The organism is Lactobacillus gallinarum, assembly GCF_002160635.1.
Lineage (GTDB): Bacteria > Bacillota > Bacilli > Lactobacillales > Lactobacillaceae > Lactobacillus > Lactobacillus gallinarum.
In genome coordinates, this window is sequence record NZ_NFKZ01000010.1 from 31,216 (window position 1) to 46,433 (window position 15,218).

General features: G+C 37.3%; 15 protein-coding genes, 2 pseudogenes and 1 other annotated feature. Of the genes and pseudogenes, 8 read left to right on the plus strand and 9 right to left on the minus strand.

What is annotated here, in order from left to right; translation table 11 throughout:
• Window positions 1–74 precede the first annotated feature (74 nt).
• The 3 genes and pseudogenes from add to B5E95_RS05270 all read left to right on the plus strand — a co-directional run bounded on the left by add (window position 75) and on the right by B5E95_RS05270 (window position 2,406).
• Window positions 75–1,075, plus strand: a pseudogene (gene add / locus B5E95_RS05260) (adenosine deaminase).
• Window positions 1,076–1,125: 50 nt separating this feature from the next.
• Window positions 1,126–1,629, plus strand: coding sequence for a nucleoside 2-deoxyribosyltransferase (locus B5E95_RS05265; protein ID WP_087235753.1), 504 nt, complete (start codon window positions 1,126–1,128; stop codon window positions 1,627–1,629).
• A gap of 150 nt (window positions 1,630–1,779) precedes the next feature.
• Window positions 1,780–2,406: a PepSY domain-containing protein gene (locus B5E95_RS05270; protein WP_087235754.1), complete on the plus strand. Its 627-nt coding sequence runs from the start codon at window positions 1,780–1,782 to the stop codon at window positions 2,404–2,406.
• 30 nt (window positions 2,407–2,436) lie between these two features.
• Here the strand turns inward: B5E95_RS05270 and B5E95_RS05275 are convergent, their stop codons facing one another.
• Both B5E95_RS05275 and B5E95_RS05280 read right to left on the minus strand, forming a co-directional pair.
• The gene (locus tag B5E95_RS05275; RefSeq protein WP_087235755.1) at window positions 2,437–2,952 is read right to left on the minus strand and encodes a GNAT family N-acetyltransferase; all 516 of its coding nucleotides are present in this window, start codon (window positions 2,950–2,952) and stop codon (window positions 2,437–2,439) included.
• The gene (locus tag B5E95_RS05280) at window positions 2,952–3,407 is read right to left on the minus strand and encodes a MarR family winged helix-turn-helix transcriptional regulator (RefSeq protein WP_025006004.1); all 456 of its coding nucleotides are present in this window, start codon (window positions 3,405–3,407) and stop codon (window positions 2,952–2,954) included. The genes B5E95_RS05275 and B5E95_RS05280 overlap by 1 nt, the downstream gene beginning before the upstream one ends.
• A 180-nt stretch (window positions 3,408–3,587) precedes the next feature.
• Here B5E95_RS05280 and B5E95_RS05285 point away from each other — a divergent pair, with 180 nt between their 5' ends.
• Together B5E95_RS05285 and B5E95_RS05290 are read left to right on the plus strand one after the other, a co-directional pair.
• Window positions 3,588–4,169 (plus strand): PepSY domain-containing protein, encoded by a 582-nt coding sequence (locus tag B5E95_RS05285; protein ID WP_164480600.1) that lies wholly within the window; start codon window positions 3,588–3,590, stop codon window positions 4,167–4,169.
• 327 nt (window positions 4,170–4,496) lie between these two features.
• Window positions 4,497–5,642 (plus strand): annotated as a pseudogene (locus tag B5E95_RS05290) (extracellular solute-binding protein).
• A gap of 48 nt (window positions 5,643–5,690) precedes the next feature.
• Here B5E95_RS05290 and efp read toward each other — a convergent pair.
• Window positions 5,691–6,263: an elongation factor P gene (gene efp / locus B5E95_RS05295; protein WP_025006006.1), complete on the minus strand. Its 573-nt coding sequence runs from the start codon at window positions 6,261–6,263 to the stop codon at window positions 5,691–5,693.
• Between the two features lie 35 nt (window positions 6,264–6,298).
• Window positions 6,299–7,213, minus strand: coding sequence for a type I pantothenate kinase (gene coaA / locus B5E95_RS05300; protein ID WP_087176381.1), 915 nt, complete (start codon window positions 7,211–7,213; stop codon window positions 6,299–6,301).
• A 61-nt stretch (window positions 7,214–7,274) separates the two neighbouring features.
• Between coaA and B5E95_RS05305 the strand changes: the two genes are divergently transcribed.
• Entirely contained in the window at window positions 7,275–7,835 is a 561-nt protein-coding gene (locus tag B5E95_RS05305; protein ID WP_087176382.1) for an SGNH/GDSL hydrolase family protein, read from the plus strand.
• Here B5E95_RS05305 and B5E95_RS05310 read toward each other — a convergent pair.
• The 5 genes from B5E95_RS05310 to helD form a co-directional block, all read right to left on the minus strand.
• On the minus strand, window positions 7,832–8,278 hold the full coding sequence (locus tag B5E95_RS05310; RefSeq protein ID WP_087235756.1) for a GNAT family N-acetyltransferase: 447 nt from the start codon (window positions 8,276–8,278) through the stop codon (window positions 7,832–7,834). The two genes, B5E95_RS05305 and B5E95_RS05310, sit on opposite strands and share 4 nt — an antisense overlap.
• Window positions 8,279–8,280: 2 nt before the next feature.
• Complete coding sequence (locus B5E95_RS05315) at window positions 8,281–9,084, minus strand: amino acid ABC transporter substrate-binding protein (protein ID WP_087235757.1); 804 nt, start codon at window positions 9,082–9,084, stop codon at window positions 8,281–8,283.
• Window positions 9,085–9,088: 4 nt separating this feature from the next.
• Window positions 9,089–9,709, minus strand: coding sequence for an amino acid ABC transporter ATP-binding protein (locus B5E95_RS05320; RefSeq protein ID WP_087235758.1), 621 nt, complete (start codon window positions 9,707–9,709; stop codon window positions 9,089–9,091).
• Between the two features lie 15 nt (window positions 9,710–9,724).
• Entirely contained in the window at window positions 9,725–10,372 is a 648-nt protein-coding gene (locus B5E95_RS05325; RefSeq protein WP_087176386.1) for an amino acid ABC transporter permease, read from the minus strand.
• A gap of 152 nt (window positions 10,373–10,524) precedes the next feature.
• Window positions 10,525–10,756, minus strand: a binding site (T-box leader).
• A 54-nt stretch (window positions 10,757–10,810) separates the two neighbouring features.
• Window positions 10,811–13,117 carry an RNA polymerase recycling motor HelD gene (gene helD, locus B5E95_RS05330; protein WP_087235759.1) on the minus strand — a complete coding sequence of 769 codons (2,307 nt, stop codon included), beginning with the start codon at window positions 13,115–13,117 and terminating at the stop codon, window positions 10,811–10,813.
• A gap of 169 nt (window positions 13,118–13,286) precedes the next feature.
• Between helD and B5E95_RS05335 the strand changes: the two genes are divergently transcribed.
• Together B5E95_RS05335 and B5E95_RS05340 are read left to right on the plus strand one after the other, a co-directional pair.
• Window positions 13,287–13,973, plus strand: coding sequence for a matrixin family metalloprotease (locus tag B5E95_RS05335; protein ID WP_087235760.1), 687 nt, complete (start codon window positions 13,287–13,289; stop codon window positions 13,971–13,973).
• Window positions 13,974–14,033: 60 nt separating this feature from the next.
• Window positions 14,034–14,684, plus strand: coding sequence for a histidine phosphatase family protein (locus B5E95_RS05340; RefSeq protein WP_087235761.1), 651 nt, complete (start codon window positions 14,034–14,036; stop codon window positions 14,682–14,684).
• The last annotated feature ends 534 nt before the right edge of the window (window positions 14,685–15,218 follow it).

Consider the following 15,218-nt stretch of genomic DNA (forward strand, 5'->3'; position numbering starts at 1 on the left):
TCCAATTTGGGCTTCTTTTTTCTCCCTAATATGCTAGAATTAGAACAATTTAACATATTTAAGGGGATGACAATATGAGGAAACTGATTGATTTACACCTTCACCTAGATGGTTCCGTACCATTTACCACTATCAAAGAGTTAATGACCATCCATGGTCTGCCTACTATTGATGATCAAATTCTGCGGCAAAAACTATCGGTGGGTCCTGACTGCCGTGATTTAAATGAATTTCTGGAGAAATTTGCTTTTCCCGTTCATTTAATGCAAACGGCAGCTGATCTGCAACTGATTGTATTTAGTTTGCTAAAAAAATAAAGAAACAGGGACTGGTTTACGTCGAGATTCGTTTTGCGCCCCAGCTTCATACTGAGCAAGGTCTGACTCAAGAGGAAGTAGTGCGCGCAGCGATTAGCGGCTTAAACCAGTTTTTTAATTGGCAAAAAATGCATTCCTCTAGTCAGCCAGAGCTACATGCTAATCTGCTGCTGTGCCTGATGCGACTACCTCATAATTATGACCAGAACCTAGAAACGATCACTGTAGCTAAGCATTTTCTGGACCGTGGCGTCAGTGGCTTAGATCTAGCTGGAGCCGAAACGCCCACCTTTGCCATCAGCAATTATACTTCTTTGTTTAATCTTGCTAGTCAAAACAGCATTCCTTTCACCATTCATGCAGGCGAAGCGATGGGCCCAGAGTCGATTTACCAAGCGTTAGATTTAGGAGCCAGGCGCATCGGCCACGGCATCCGCTGCATTGAAGATACGCAGCTAGTAGCAGAGCTCATCCAAAACAAGATCACGTTAGAATGTTGCGCTACCTCAAATTTGAATACTAAAGTATTTGATCAAATTGACCACTACCCTGTTAAAAAGTTGCTCAATCAGGGCGTTAACGTCACGCTCAATTCTGATGACATGACCGTTTCTAACATCGACTTACCCCATGAATACCAACTGTTAGAAGAAAAGACGGGGTTAACTCGAGCCGACGAAAAACAACTCTATTTAAACGCGGTTACTGCCGCCTTTTGCTCAAATGCGGAGAAAAAGCGATTATTTTCTTTAATCTAAATGTGCTAAAATCAAACTAATTTTTAAATTAACTATGATGGAGAAAAATTATGAAAGCAGTAGTTCCAACAGGAAAAATTTATTTAGGTTCACCATTTTACAGCGATGCTCAAAGAGAAAGAGCAGCCAAGGCAAAAGAGTTGTTAGCAAAGAATCCAAGCATCGCGCATGTCTTCTTCCCCTTTGATGATGGTTTCACCGATCCGGACGAAAAGAATCCTGAAATCGGCGGTATCAGAAGCATGGTTTGGCGGGATGCGACTTACCAAAATGATTTAACTGGTATTTCAAATGCCACTTGCGGCGTATTTTTATATGATATGGATCAATTGGATGATGGTTCTGCCTTTGAGATTGGCTTCATGCGTGCCATGCACAAGCCGGTAATCTTGGTGCCATTTACTGAGCATCCTGAAAAAGAGAAGAAAATGAATCTGATGATCGCTCAAGGCGTAACCACGATCATCGATGGTAATACTGAATTTGAAAAACTTGCTGAATATAACTTCAACGAATGTTCTTCTAATCCAGTTCGCGGCTACGGCATTATCTAATATCAATAAGCAATCCCTTAATTTCATTAAGAAATACATAAATCAGTGACAATATGTCATTTTTATCTATACTTATTTCTCGTAAGCGCGTATAATTAATATCATGATATAGAAAATGATATTGATGTAAATGTGTCAGGAGAAATGTGTATGAATAAATTAACTAAACTCACCGCTGGTGCTGCCTTAATTGGCGCTTTAGCTGTTGGTACTGTTGCATGTAGCAACAATGATCACAGTGAATCAACCCAATCTTCTAAGGTTGAAAAGTCAAAGAAGAATACTAAGAAGACAGTTAAGCAAAACGAAACCAAGCTTAAGAGAACTAAAATTGATCTCAGTCAAAGCGAAGCTTTAAACAAATTCAATGAAAAATACCCTAACAAGAAAATTAAGAGTATTGATTTGAAGCAAGAAAACGGTACCTACGTTTATGAAATCGACGGTTTTGACAAGACTAATGAATATACTGCAACAATTAACGCCGATACTGGCAAGTTGTTACATTCACATTCTGAAAAGCTTGACTTAGACGATCGTCACCAAAAAGCGCTTGATCTTGATAGCGTAATCAGCCGTGATGAAGCAACTAAGATTGCGGAAAAACATGCTAACGGCGTAAGTAAAGAATGGAATCTTGAACTCGATGAAGACGATGGCAAGGCTTACTGGGATGTTGAAGTAAGCGATGGCACTAAGTCAACTGAAGTTAAGATTAATGCCACTAGCAAAGACGTTGTGAGAACTGATCGCGATCATGGCGATGATAACGACTAAAAAAGAGGTCCAAATTGGACCTCTTTTCTATTACAATTTTTTAAGTAATAACCAGTCAGTTTGTGGATCGCTGCCAACTTGAAAAGTATGCTCGCTTACCTTTTCAAAACCATGATGCTTGTAGAAATGTTGGGCATTAATATTCTTTTCGTAAACGCCAAGCCACATATAATCATAGCCCTCTTTTCTTGCCGTATCTTCTGCATAATCTAGCAACACATTACCTAATCCTTTATGTTGAAAACTTGGCAATAAGTAAATGCGTTCCACTTCTAAAGCATTTTCTTTTAAATGCTCAGTTTGCGCATCCCCTACATTAATCTTCAAGTAGCCTGCTACTTCATCGCCCACCATCAAGAAAAAGAAGCGACTATTCGGATTTTCTATTTCCTTAATCAACTTGCTGGTTTCATAATCTTCTTTCAAAAATCGCTTCATATCATCTGGAGCAGTATAGTCATCAAAAGTATCCTTGAAAGTCTCACGTGATACTTCTTGCAACTTCTCCACATCATTAGTTGTTATAGACTTAATTGTGTAATCCATTAATATTCCCTCTTTCCGCCGTTTTTAACAAAATACCAATTGGCACTGACATTCTTTTCTACTATCTGCAGTAAGGCAGTTAATTCCGCTCTCTGTACTGAATCTAATCCTGTTAAAGCCAACTCATTTGAATAGGCATTCTCCTGCTCAATTTTCTGCGCTAACTTCTCGCCTTTATCCGTGACAAACAAATGCTTGATCTTTCTATTTTTCTGATCATTCTTCTTTTCAATCAGACTGTTTTTTTCAAGCTTTTGAATAGCTCTAGCAGTGGTCGTACGATCAACACTCAACAACTCAGCTAAATGATTAGCAATAATCCCCGGATTTTCCTTAATTCTAGTCAAATACAAATACTGACCACGATTGAGCTCAATCTCCTTAAACTCAACATTAGCAATTGAATCCAGAGCACGGGCAATCGTTCCGATTCGTCTTAAAATATCTTCTTCCATTTTTTCACCTTAAGAATATTATATTAATTATTGTTGCAAATGCAACAATAAAATAAACATTACAAAATAACAACAAAAGACATAATAAATTTTTAAGCAAACAGTAACGCTATGTCACTTTTAGATTATATAGTTTATAATTTAGATAAATTCAACAAAACTACACAACAGAGGACTATTATGAAGAAATTTATCAAACCCGTTTTAATTGGCGTTACAGGAATTTTAATCGGTGTATTTTCGACCATTTTCTGGATCAAGCAACAACCACAAAAGCCTATCAATTTTTCAATAACCACTAAGAATGTTTTACCAAAAAATGTAAACTATTCTAGCAACAAATTGCCCCAAATTAGAATGAGTCAAGTTTCCGCAATCCAAAAATTCAAATCCTTGTATTCAAACGCCGAGATTAAATCCATTACTTTAGCCTTAAAAAATGATACTTATGTTTACACCATTGTTGGTTTTGATTCCATAAAAGATTGCACTATTCAGCTCGATGCAACCAATAACAAAATCATGGGACAATCTACTCAGCTTTTAGATTACGATTACAACAAAGAAGAAGCATTAAATCTTAAAAAGACCATTTCTCGGCAAGAGGCCAATGCCGTTGCACTCAGAGAATTACGCGGTGCCACCCCAATTCTTTGGGAATTAACCGATGAAGACGGCAAGGCTATTTGGAAAATCAATCTAATTTATAATAATCAAAAACGCGAATTAAAAATCGATGCTTTAAACAAAAATATTATTTAAAAAATTTTTAGCTGATTGCAACCTAGCATTGTAATCAGCTTTTGTTATATACAATCTAAATTGACATCCTCACCTCCATAACACGTTTTTATCAAAATGCAAGATATTGTAGTTAATATTTAATACGCTACAATAGCTAGTGCTTATAAAAATATTTATCGGAGGATTACTAATGAGACTAGGTAAAAATTAATCACTTTTGCTGTAGCCGGCCTTGCGTTAGTAGGTACAGCTGCTTGTTCCAATGGTAAAAACAATTCATCTTCAAATGATGCTAAGATTCCATCTAAAATCACTAAAAAGACTACTGTAGTATTTTGGCACGGGATGCATGGTGCTCAAGAAAATACTCTTAAGCAATTAACTAATGATTTTGAAAAGAAGAATCCTAACATTAAGATCAAGCTGGAAAACCAAGGCTCTTACATTAATTTGCAAGGCAAGATCAATTCTACTATGCAATCACCTAAGAATTTGCCAACAATTACCCAAGCTTACCCTGGCTGGTTATATAATGCCGCTCAAAACAAGATGTTGGTTGATTTAACTCCTTACATCAACAATAAAAATGTTGGTTGGGGCAGCGCCAAAGCTTCTAATATTCGAACTGAATTGTTAGATGGTGCCTAAATTAAAGGTACCCAATATGGTATTCCATTTAACAAATCTATCGAATCTTTGACTTACAACAAGACTATGTTCAAGAAATATGGCATTAAAAAAGTTCCTACAACAATGGAGGAACTCAAACAAGTTTCTGAAACTATCTACAAGAAGAGTAACCACAAGGTAGTTGGTGCTGGCCTTGATTCATTAGCTAACTACTACACTCTTGGCATGAAGGATGAAGGCATTAACTTTACCGACAAGATTAATTTCACTGGTGCTGCTTCAAAGAAAGTTATCAATTACTATGCATAAGGTGTAAAGAAAGGCTACTTCCGTGTAGCTGGTTCTGAACACTACTTATCTGGTCCATTTGCTAACGAAAAAGTCGCAATGTTCATCGGTACTTCTGCAGGTGAAGGCTTTGTAAAACAAGGTGTTGGCAACAAGTTTACTTACGATGTTGCTCCTCGTCCTGGCAAATACACCATGCAACAAGGTACTGACATCTACATGTTTAAAGAAGCTTCATCAATGCAAAGAGCTGCCGCCTTCAAGTACATGAAATTCTTAACTTCTGAATCCTCACAACTTAAGTGGGCAAATGCTACTGGTTACATTCCAGTTAACAATGGCGTACTTGACGACAAGGAATTCCTTGATAACAAGAACATCAAGATGCCTACTAAGTTGAAAGCAGCAATGAAGCACCTCTACAGTGTTCCAGCTAAACAGAACTCTAATGCTGCCTACAACCAATTAAACAGCATTATGCAAAACATCTTATCCGCAGCTCAAAAAGGTCAAAATGTTAACAGCCAAATTGACAACGGTAAGCAAAAATTTGATGCCGCTTGGAAACAATAAAGTGCAAAATAAAAAGCTCTCTTTCGAGAGCTTTTTTTCTGCCTATTTTTATCTCGGTTGACTGTCGGCACGTGACTTGTAATCACCATTTTCAGTACCGATAATCAACTTCTCGCCTTCCTTAATGAAGTCAGGAACTTGAACAACCAAACCTGTTTCCATTGTAGCTGGCTTACCACCACCAGCAACAGTAGCACCCTTAATTTCTGGTTGAGTTTCCTTAACAGTCATTTCAACAGTTGATGGCAATTCAATACCGATAATCTTGTTGTCACCAGTGAATTCCATATCTACCATGATGTTAGGCATTAAAAACTTAACATCATCACCTAATTGGTCAGCAGAAACTTCGTATTGATCATAAGTTTCAGTATCCATAAAGGTATAAACATCGCCTTCACCATAGAGGTATTGTGCAGTTCTCTTAGTGATATCAACTAAATCTACTTTTTCAGTTGGACGCATAGTCTTGTGGACAACAGCACCGCTCTTAACGTCACGCAAATCCATTTGCATAACGGTGTTACCCTTACCTGGCTTATGGTGGTTAGCCTTTAAAACCTTAATTAACTTACCATCTTGACTAAAAATCATGCCTTTTTTCAAATTAATTGCTTGCATAAAATTCTCCTTATCTACACATAGATTATAACAAACTAAATATGTCTCAAATAAATCTTGTCAATTAAATGTCCATCAGTCTTATGCAAAATTAGGCTTGCACGTTCTTTAGTTGGAGCAATGTATTCACGAAGGTTTACTAAATTGACCATTTGCCATACTTCTTCGGCAAACTGCATCGCTTGATCTAGCGGTCCATTAGCCATTTGATAATAAAAATTATCAGGCTTGTTTTTATTCAATTTCAATACTTTTTGGAATCGTTGCATATACCATTTTTCAATTAAATCTTCTTCCGCATCGATATAAATTGAAAAATCAAAAAAGTCACTAGTCACAACTTGTCCACTTTCCGGTAGTTGTAGAGTATTGATCCCTTCAATAATTAAAATATCTGGGTTCTTAACATGACCATATTTTCCAGGAACAATATCGCTCAATTCTTGTGAATAAAGTGGGTAAACAATATCCTTTTTACCACTTAAAACATCCCACAAAAAGTCACTTAATAAGGCCATATTATAGCTTTCAGGGAATCCCTTGCGTGACATTAATCCCTTACGCTCCAATTCTTTATTTGGATAAATAAAACCATCCGTGGTCATTAAATGTACTTTGAGATTGGGATAAGTTCTTTGCAAAAGTAGCTGCAAAAGACGCGCCGTAGTCGACTTTCCTACAGCTACCGAACCTGAAATACCGATGATAAACGGTGCTGGTTCAAAAGATTTATGCAAAAATCTAATCTGAGCTTGGCGCGCTTGTTGTTTATCCTGATAAACTAAATGTAGATAGCTAATTAGGCTAGTATAAATTTCATGCACATCGGTCAAATCGACTACATCGCCTAGTGACTTGATTTGTGTTAATTCTTCTTTAGTAATATTTACTTTATTTTTTGGAGCTAGTTTAGCCCATTCATTTCTTTCAAAACTCGTATAATTTTTCATTGCTATTATCCATTTTTTCTTTTACATACACTTACTTATTATAATTGAAAGGCATTAAATTATGAAAAAAATAATTTTATTCGGTGATTCTATCTTTAACGGCTTTCGCGATGGTCAAGACACAGATTTAGTTACTAATCTATTTCAAAAAGAGTTAAAAGATTATGCACAGGTGGAAAACATCTCTAAAAGTGGTGCCACTACCGTTGAAGCAATAGATTATTTGCATTTAATTCCTCAAAAAAGAGATTTAGTTGTAGTTGAATACGGTAATAATGATGCCGCAACCGGCTGGGGAATTCGCCCAGAAAGTTATGAGCGCAATCTAAATGAAGTTCTCACCCAAGTAGGCAAAGCCATAGTTGTTGGCCTCTGTTATCCTGATCCTACCAACAGTGAAATTAACCAATTTTACGGAGATGAAAGATTAGATCTTTTCAACGGCATTGCTAAAAAGGTTGCAGAAAAGCACAGTGCACAATTTGTGGATATCTTACCCGCCTTTAGAAAGCTCAAGGCCATTTCGACATACTATCAAAAAGATGGACAGCATCTAACAGACAAAGGCAACGAATTTTTAGTTAACCAAATTATGCCAGCAATCAAAAAAGAACTTGATTAACTCAAGCTCTTCTTCATCATAATATGCTCAACGCCGCCCTCATCAAATGGCTCGCCGCATGTTTGATAACCTAATTTTTCATAGAATGGCTTAACATGCATTTGAGCATGACAATACAAGGCTGAGGCATTTTGCTCTTTTAAATAATTATGCACAGCTAGCAGCATTTTCTTACCTAAGCTTTGGCCGCGACTTTTCTTTGAAACTGCAACGCGGCCCAGCATCCATTTATCTTTTTCCACAAACAGACGACATGTTGCAAGGGCATCCGTCTGTTTTTCATTTAGCAAAAAAAATTGAACTGCTGTTAAATCTTGATCATCTAAATCTGGCAATGTAATTTTTTGTTCTGCTACAAAAGTTTCATTACGCAGGCGAGCTACGGCAAACATTTCTCTGCTCGTCATTTCATCAATCTTTTTAAAAGAAAAATTATTATTCATCGTTACTTTCCTAAATAATTACTATCTTTACCAAACCATTCCTCATTAATTTGTCTTAACTTACCATTTTTCTGCAATCTAGCCAAGCCCTCGTTGAGCTTTTTTTGCAAAGTCTTATCATCTTTACGCATCCCGACCGCAAACAGATCCATAGGTACACGGTCATTTTGTATCACCTTATACTCGCTACTCTTAGCCATGTGTGCAATGTAGTAATCGGCGTAAACTTCATCAAGCAAGATTCCTTGGATACGACCTGAATTTAAATCTAAGAATGAATTAGAAATTGTATCGTACAAAATTGTTTTTTTAGCATGCAAGACATTCTGCTTAGTCTCATACCACTGCTCCGCGGTTGAACCAGTTTGCATCCCCAATTCATACTTCTTCATCTGCGCAAAATTGTCGATGCCGCTATTTTTCTTTACAACCAAAACTTGACGATTACGCAAATATGGACGACTAAAAGCAACCTTCTTCTTGCGCTCAGGCGTAATACTGTAGCCGTTCCAAATCAAATCAATAGTGCCGTTACGCAGTTCCGTTACGTTCATCGACCAGTCGATCGTTTGAAAACTAACTTTAATGCCATACTCCTTAAAAACGGCTCTTGCTAAATCAATATCGTAACCTGTAAGTTGGCCATTTTTCTTCTCAAATCCCATTGGCACAAAGCTATCATCTAAACCGATGACCACTTGCTTATTCTTTTCCATTGTTTGCCACGTATCAGCATTATTGGACTTAGCGCATCCAGTTAAAGTCAGTACTAGAATTCCAATAATTGCTATTATCCATTTTTTCATGAGCTTATCCCTCACTTAATGGTTGAACCTTTAACATCTGATCTGCCACATTCTCTGCAAACTGCAAGTCGTGCGTAATAATTAATTGCGTTAACCCGGATTTTTTCAGACCTAAGATCATCCTCTCAACCTCTTTGCGCAAATTAGGATCAAGCGCTGATGTTGGTTCATCATAACAGAGAATCCGTGGCTTCATTGCCAAGGCCCGTGCAATGGCGACACGCTGCTTTTGTCCACCAGACAATTCATAAGGATATTGCTTCTCACGGCCATTCATTTGCAAACGATTAAGCAATTCATAAGCCTTCTTATTAGCTTCTTCCTTGCTCTCCTTAAGTACCATCGTCGGTGCCAGGGTAATATTTTGCAACACATTCAAGTTAGGGAAAAGATTATAATCCTGAAATACCACGCCAACTTTACCTGAATCATAAGCTTGACCATCAATTAAAATTTCGCCGCTATCCTTGGTTTCAAGACCGGCAATAATTCTAAGAAGCGTGGTTTTCCCCGCACCAGATGGACCAACAATGGTCATGATTTCCCCATCTTTTAGAGTAAAAGAGATATCTTTTAAAATTGGTCGATTCTTAAATTCTTTGTATAAGTTTTTTACTTCTAACATTTAATCCACCTGTCACTATCTGTAATAAGAGAAGTGCTTTTCCAACTTTTTCAAAACAAAAGCACAAATACTAATTAAAAGTAGATAAATTACGCCTACTAAAACTAATGGTATCAGCGTTACATCACGCGCCATTGCTACATTACCTGCTCGAAGTAAATCGCCTAAGCCGATCACATAAACAAGTGATGAGTCCTTAACCAAGTTGATCACTTCGTTACCAATTGAAGGTAAGACAATTTTGATTACCTGGGGAATGACAATCTTGGTCATTGTTTGCCAGCGATTCAAGCGTAACACTTTTGCGGCTTCAAATTGTCCTTTATCAATTGATTGAAAACCACCCCGGAAGATTTCCGCAAAATATGCAGCATAATTTAACACAAAGGCAAGAAGCGCTGCCTGATAACGTGGAAATACAATATGGATAATTGGTAAACCATAAAATACAAAAATCAATTGCAATAATAGTGGTGTCCCCCGCATAATCCAAACGTAAAAATTAACTAGCCATTTAATTGGCTTAATTTTGCTCATTTCTCCAAGTGAAACTAAGATTCCGAGCGGCGTTGCCAAAATAATAGTCCAAAAGAAAATACTAAGCGTCATCGTTGCGCCGTTAAAAAGGGCTGGTAAAATTTCTCCAATATATTTTAATGACATATCCTCACCTGCATTTTTCTAATAAAAAAGCCCTCTTAGGACTAACCTAAGAGGACGAACTGATCGTGTTTCCACCTCATCTTCGCATCTGCTCACGCAAAATGCCTCACTAGGTTGATTATCTTAAAAAAAACCCCCCATAGCCAATTGGCTACGAGGGCGAATGAAATCGCGATTCCACCTCATATTCACAGGCTATTCACATAACCTGCCTCAATAAGTTAATAATCAACCTTTAGCTATAACGGGCTATCCCGGGTCTTCCTACTCAATTCAGAAAATCAACTCACAGATGTGACTTCGGATTAGCTCGTGTTTCATTTCCACCATCAGAAACTCTCTATTACCGCAGCTAGCCTTACTGCTTCTGTTCTAAGTTGTTTTTAATATTGCTATAAATCTTATAAGATTAATTAGTATTTGTCAATTATCTATTAATTACTTTTCTTCATAAGTAACTGGATCCACATCTAAAAGCGGACTCTTTTCACCAGTGTAAATCACGTCTAACTTGTACATAGCACGAGATGTAATCGTGTAAACAAGTTGCGTTTCATCTAATTGATGATAATTCTTTTTATTTGCGCCCCACATAACTACAGCATCAAACTCTAGTCCTTTAGCCAAATATGATGGAATAACCAAGGTGCCATCAACTAAACGCTGGTTAGCCGTCGCAATCAAAGTGGATTTTTCACCTTTTTCGCTCAACTTTTCATGGACAAATTTAGCACCAGTCAAATCCTTCGTAATGATAGCAGTAGTCATCTTGCGCTTTTCATTATCACGTAAAACATCGACTAAAACATCAATTGCCTGTTCATCGCTATCTCTACCCCAAATCACAGGCTTTGGACCTTGACGGTTAAAGGCTTCGATCTTTTCACCTTGACGCAAAATCTGCTTGGTAAAGTTAGTCAGTTGCTTAGTCGAACGATATGACTTAGTAAGTTGGACCACATCGATTTTTTCTGGATCAAATAAACCTGAAATCTGCTTGAGCAAACTGCGGCTTTCATCCTTAGTAAAAATAGCCTGATTCAAATCACCGAGCATCGTGAATTTGGCACGTGGGAAATTATATTTAAGGTAGGCCAATTGGAATGGCGTATAATCTTGAATTTCGTCGATGAAAGCATACCGCATTTCATAATCAGTTCTACGACCAGTAATTAAATCATACAAGTAAAGATAAGCAGAAACATCAGTGATTGCAATATCATGCTTCTTGAAATTTTCCTTAACTTCATCAATATGATGCATCCAGTCTTCTTCATCGATATTCCACTTAGCTAAATCAACCATCTTAGGTACAGCACGCAAGAAGCTTAAGTATTGCGCACGCATATTGATAAAGTGATTGTGCAAAATACGCTTGTGCACGCCCTTCAATGCCTTAAGCACAATCTTTCTGCCTAAGAATGCCTCTTCCTTAGCTTCTGATTCAAATTCTTGATCAGGTCGATCGTACAATTCATTTAACTCAGATTGACTCATCCCTTCAATTGTGCGAGCAACCCAAGCTTTTCTAGCTTCTGGCGCGATCTTGCGATTAAGCATCTTAATCAATTCTTCACGCGTTGCATCAATGCGGTTAGCCAAATTGTAATTCTCGTTATATGAGTAATAGATTTCCTTGATCTTTTCCTTATCAAAGTAAGGCTTCTTCTTGTCATGGAAATAAATATTCTTAAAGACTACACCGCGTTTATTTAAATGCTTTGCATAACGTGTTACCAAATTAAAGAAGTTAACCGAATCCTTAAATTTACTAATATTAGTATCCGCATTTTGATCTTCAAATTGTTTAAACAGGTTTTCCACATTCATCCCTGGAAGCCGGCGGGCAACAAATTGCCAGTAAGTCATCTGTACCATATTTTGTTCACCCATTTCAGGCAAAACATTCTTAATATAGTCATTAAACAATTGGTTAGGACTGAACATGATAACATCACTAGAAGTCAAATTACCACGGTAACGATAAAGCAGGAATGCAATTCTTTGCAAAATTGCACTAGTTTTACCAGAACCTGCAGCACCTTGAACGAAAAGCAAGTCAGCACTAGTATTTCTAATAATCTTATTTTGTTCTTGTTGAATCGTAGTTACGATTGATTTCATCTGAGTTGATGATTTTTCAGATAAAACCTCTAAAAGCATTTGGTCACCGATTGACTCATTGGTGTCAAACATGTTGACAATCTTGCCATCTTCAATCATGAATTGGCGTTTCTTAGTCATATCAACGGTAATTTTGCCTTCTGGCGAATTATAAGATACTTCACCTAACTTACCATCGTAATAAATTGAAGAAATAGGCGCACGCCAGTCATAAATCAAAAAGTGATCGTTTTTATCTGCAAAAGATCCCAAACCAATATAAATAGTTTCAGGCTTCTTTTCCCCTTGCTCTTTAAAATCAACTCGAGCAAAATATGGCCGTTTTTCCAGCCTTTCAACGGTATCCAATTGCTTAGCTGAATGCTGCCAAGCATGTTCGCGTTCACTTAATAATTGCTGCTGTTGATGAATCGACAAGGCGGTTTCCATTGAAGTCGAGTAACCATCATAATCCAACTTAACATCATCAAAGAAGTGTGAATTAAGATTTCTAGCTTCGCCTTCAGCGGATTTAATTGATTTTTTTAAAGATTTTTCACGTTCCTTGATTTGTTTCATAATATTATCAAGGTGTTTTTGTTCAAGTGCTTCTTCACTATTTTCATTTTTTGCTGTGGTCATTTAATCACCTTTTCTTTAAAAACTCGCATTCTATTTTATCATGAGTAGCGCTTTTTTATCATGAGTAGCGCTTTTATAGTAGTCTGCACGCTCATAGGCAAAATACAAGTAAAAATAGATGAAAACTTAAGATTTGAAGATTATAATTTCAACATTGGAGTTGAAAATTATGAGAACGTTTTTTAGAATCATCAGAAATATTTTCTTGCTTGCAGTACTCGCCTTTGCCGTTTGGTCTTATAAAAATGATTCTAACATGCGCATGGCAACGCAAGATTCTCTGACTACATTAAATTATCGCATTCAGCAATTATTAAAAAATGGAACTACTACCCCGCCTAAATTAGGCGATAAAGACACTTCTACCAGAACTGATAAAGCAAAAGATGATGATACCTTTGAAAACCGGACATGGTCAAAACCGAAAGCAAATGTTTACTTAGATGTCAAAAATAACTTACAGTTACGTTCGGCTGCAATCGATGCCATGAATGCTTGGAATCGAACCGGAGCCTTCACTTTTCACCAAATTAGTAATAAAAAGAAGGCACAAATCGTTATCAGCATTGTGGATGATAGCGACACAAATGCTGCTGGTGAAACGGCTACAACTTATAATCCAGCAACTGGACATTTATTAAAGGCAGATGTTCATCTCAACCGCTATTACTTGCAAAATGAGTGGTACGGTTACAGCAATAATCGAATTATCAACACCGCTGAACATGAACTAGGACATGCGATTGGTTTAAATCACACCAACAGCGTTTCAGTCATGTATCCTAAAGGATCAATTTACACCATTCAGCCACAAGATATCAAAAAATTGAGAAAAATCTACCACGAAAACAATTAACTTTAATTACTCCTCTCTTTTTTCTAAAATAAAGAGGAGTTTTTTGATGAGGAGAAAATTATGAAAAGAATCTATATTGTCCGTCATGGTCAAACTTATATCAATCGTTATAACAAGATGCAAGGTTGGTGTGATACCCCACTAACTACTGCAGGAATTGAAGGTGCCGAAGAAGCTGGCAAGGCATTGCACGACGTTTCTTTTGACATTGCCTTATCTAGTGATTTAAAAAGAGCTAGCGACACCTGCGAAACGATCATGAAATACAACGTTAACAAAGATGAATTGCAGCATATTGCCAGTCCATTTTTCAGAGAACAATTCTATGGCTATTTTGAAGGAATGGATTCTGAAATGGCTTGGCGCATGATCGGTGGCAGTCACGGCTACGCTACTAGACAAGAAATGTTTAAACATGAAAGTATCGATACCATTAAAGATTGGATCAAAGAAGCTGACCCATACCACCAAGCAGAAGATGCTGAAGAATATTGGTCTCGCATGGAAAATGGTTTAAAGATGATCGGTGAACTTGATGGAGCTGAAAACATCTTGTTGGTTACCCATGGCTTTACTATTAGAAGCTTGTGGTACCGTTACGGCGATAACATCCCTCTTGTACCCGGTCCAAAGAATGCCTCAATTACCGTGATGACCATGAGCGATAAAGGCGACATCAAGATCCCTATTTGGAACAAAATGCATTTATGAGCATATACAAAAAGAAGCTTAGATCAACTTGATCTAGGCTTCTCTTTTTAATGAACGCTATATCAGGATCGGGTGCTTTTGTTGCAGCTAGCCAAAGTTCAGACCAGCGAACAATGCACCACTACCGCCACCAAGCAAGATACCTATTGACATGAAGCTAACATCTGTTTTGGTTCCAGTAACTTTTTCATAACCAATTGTCTTAATGGTATTAGTTAAATAGTTTGCTGGACCAATGATTGTTACATGATCGCCAACAGTTAACCGGGTGTAGAAAGTAAGTTTTCAAATATGCATAGTCAACTACCCTAGACTGAAGTCTAGGGCTTAGTGGCTCGTTAGCTTGTGCTAACCAGAACACCAACTTGCTTAGATACGGACTTGACTTACCAGCAGTAGTCTTTTGACTATTGCAGATAGAGGTCGTCTAATTACCAAAGCCTTTTAAGTCCGTGAGTTGCTAGCGGACTGCAGCCTTTCTAGGCTGCTTTTTTTATTTTAGGATTCTGCCACTTGCCTAATCCTTTTTCTAAG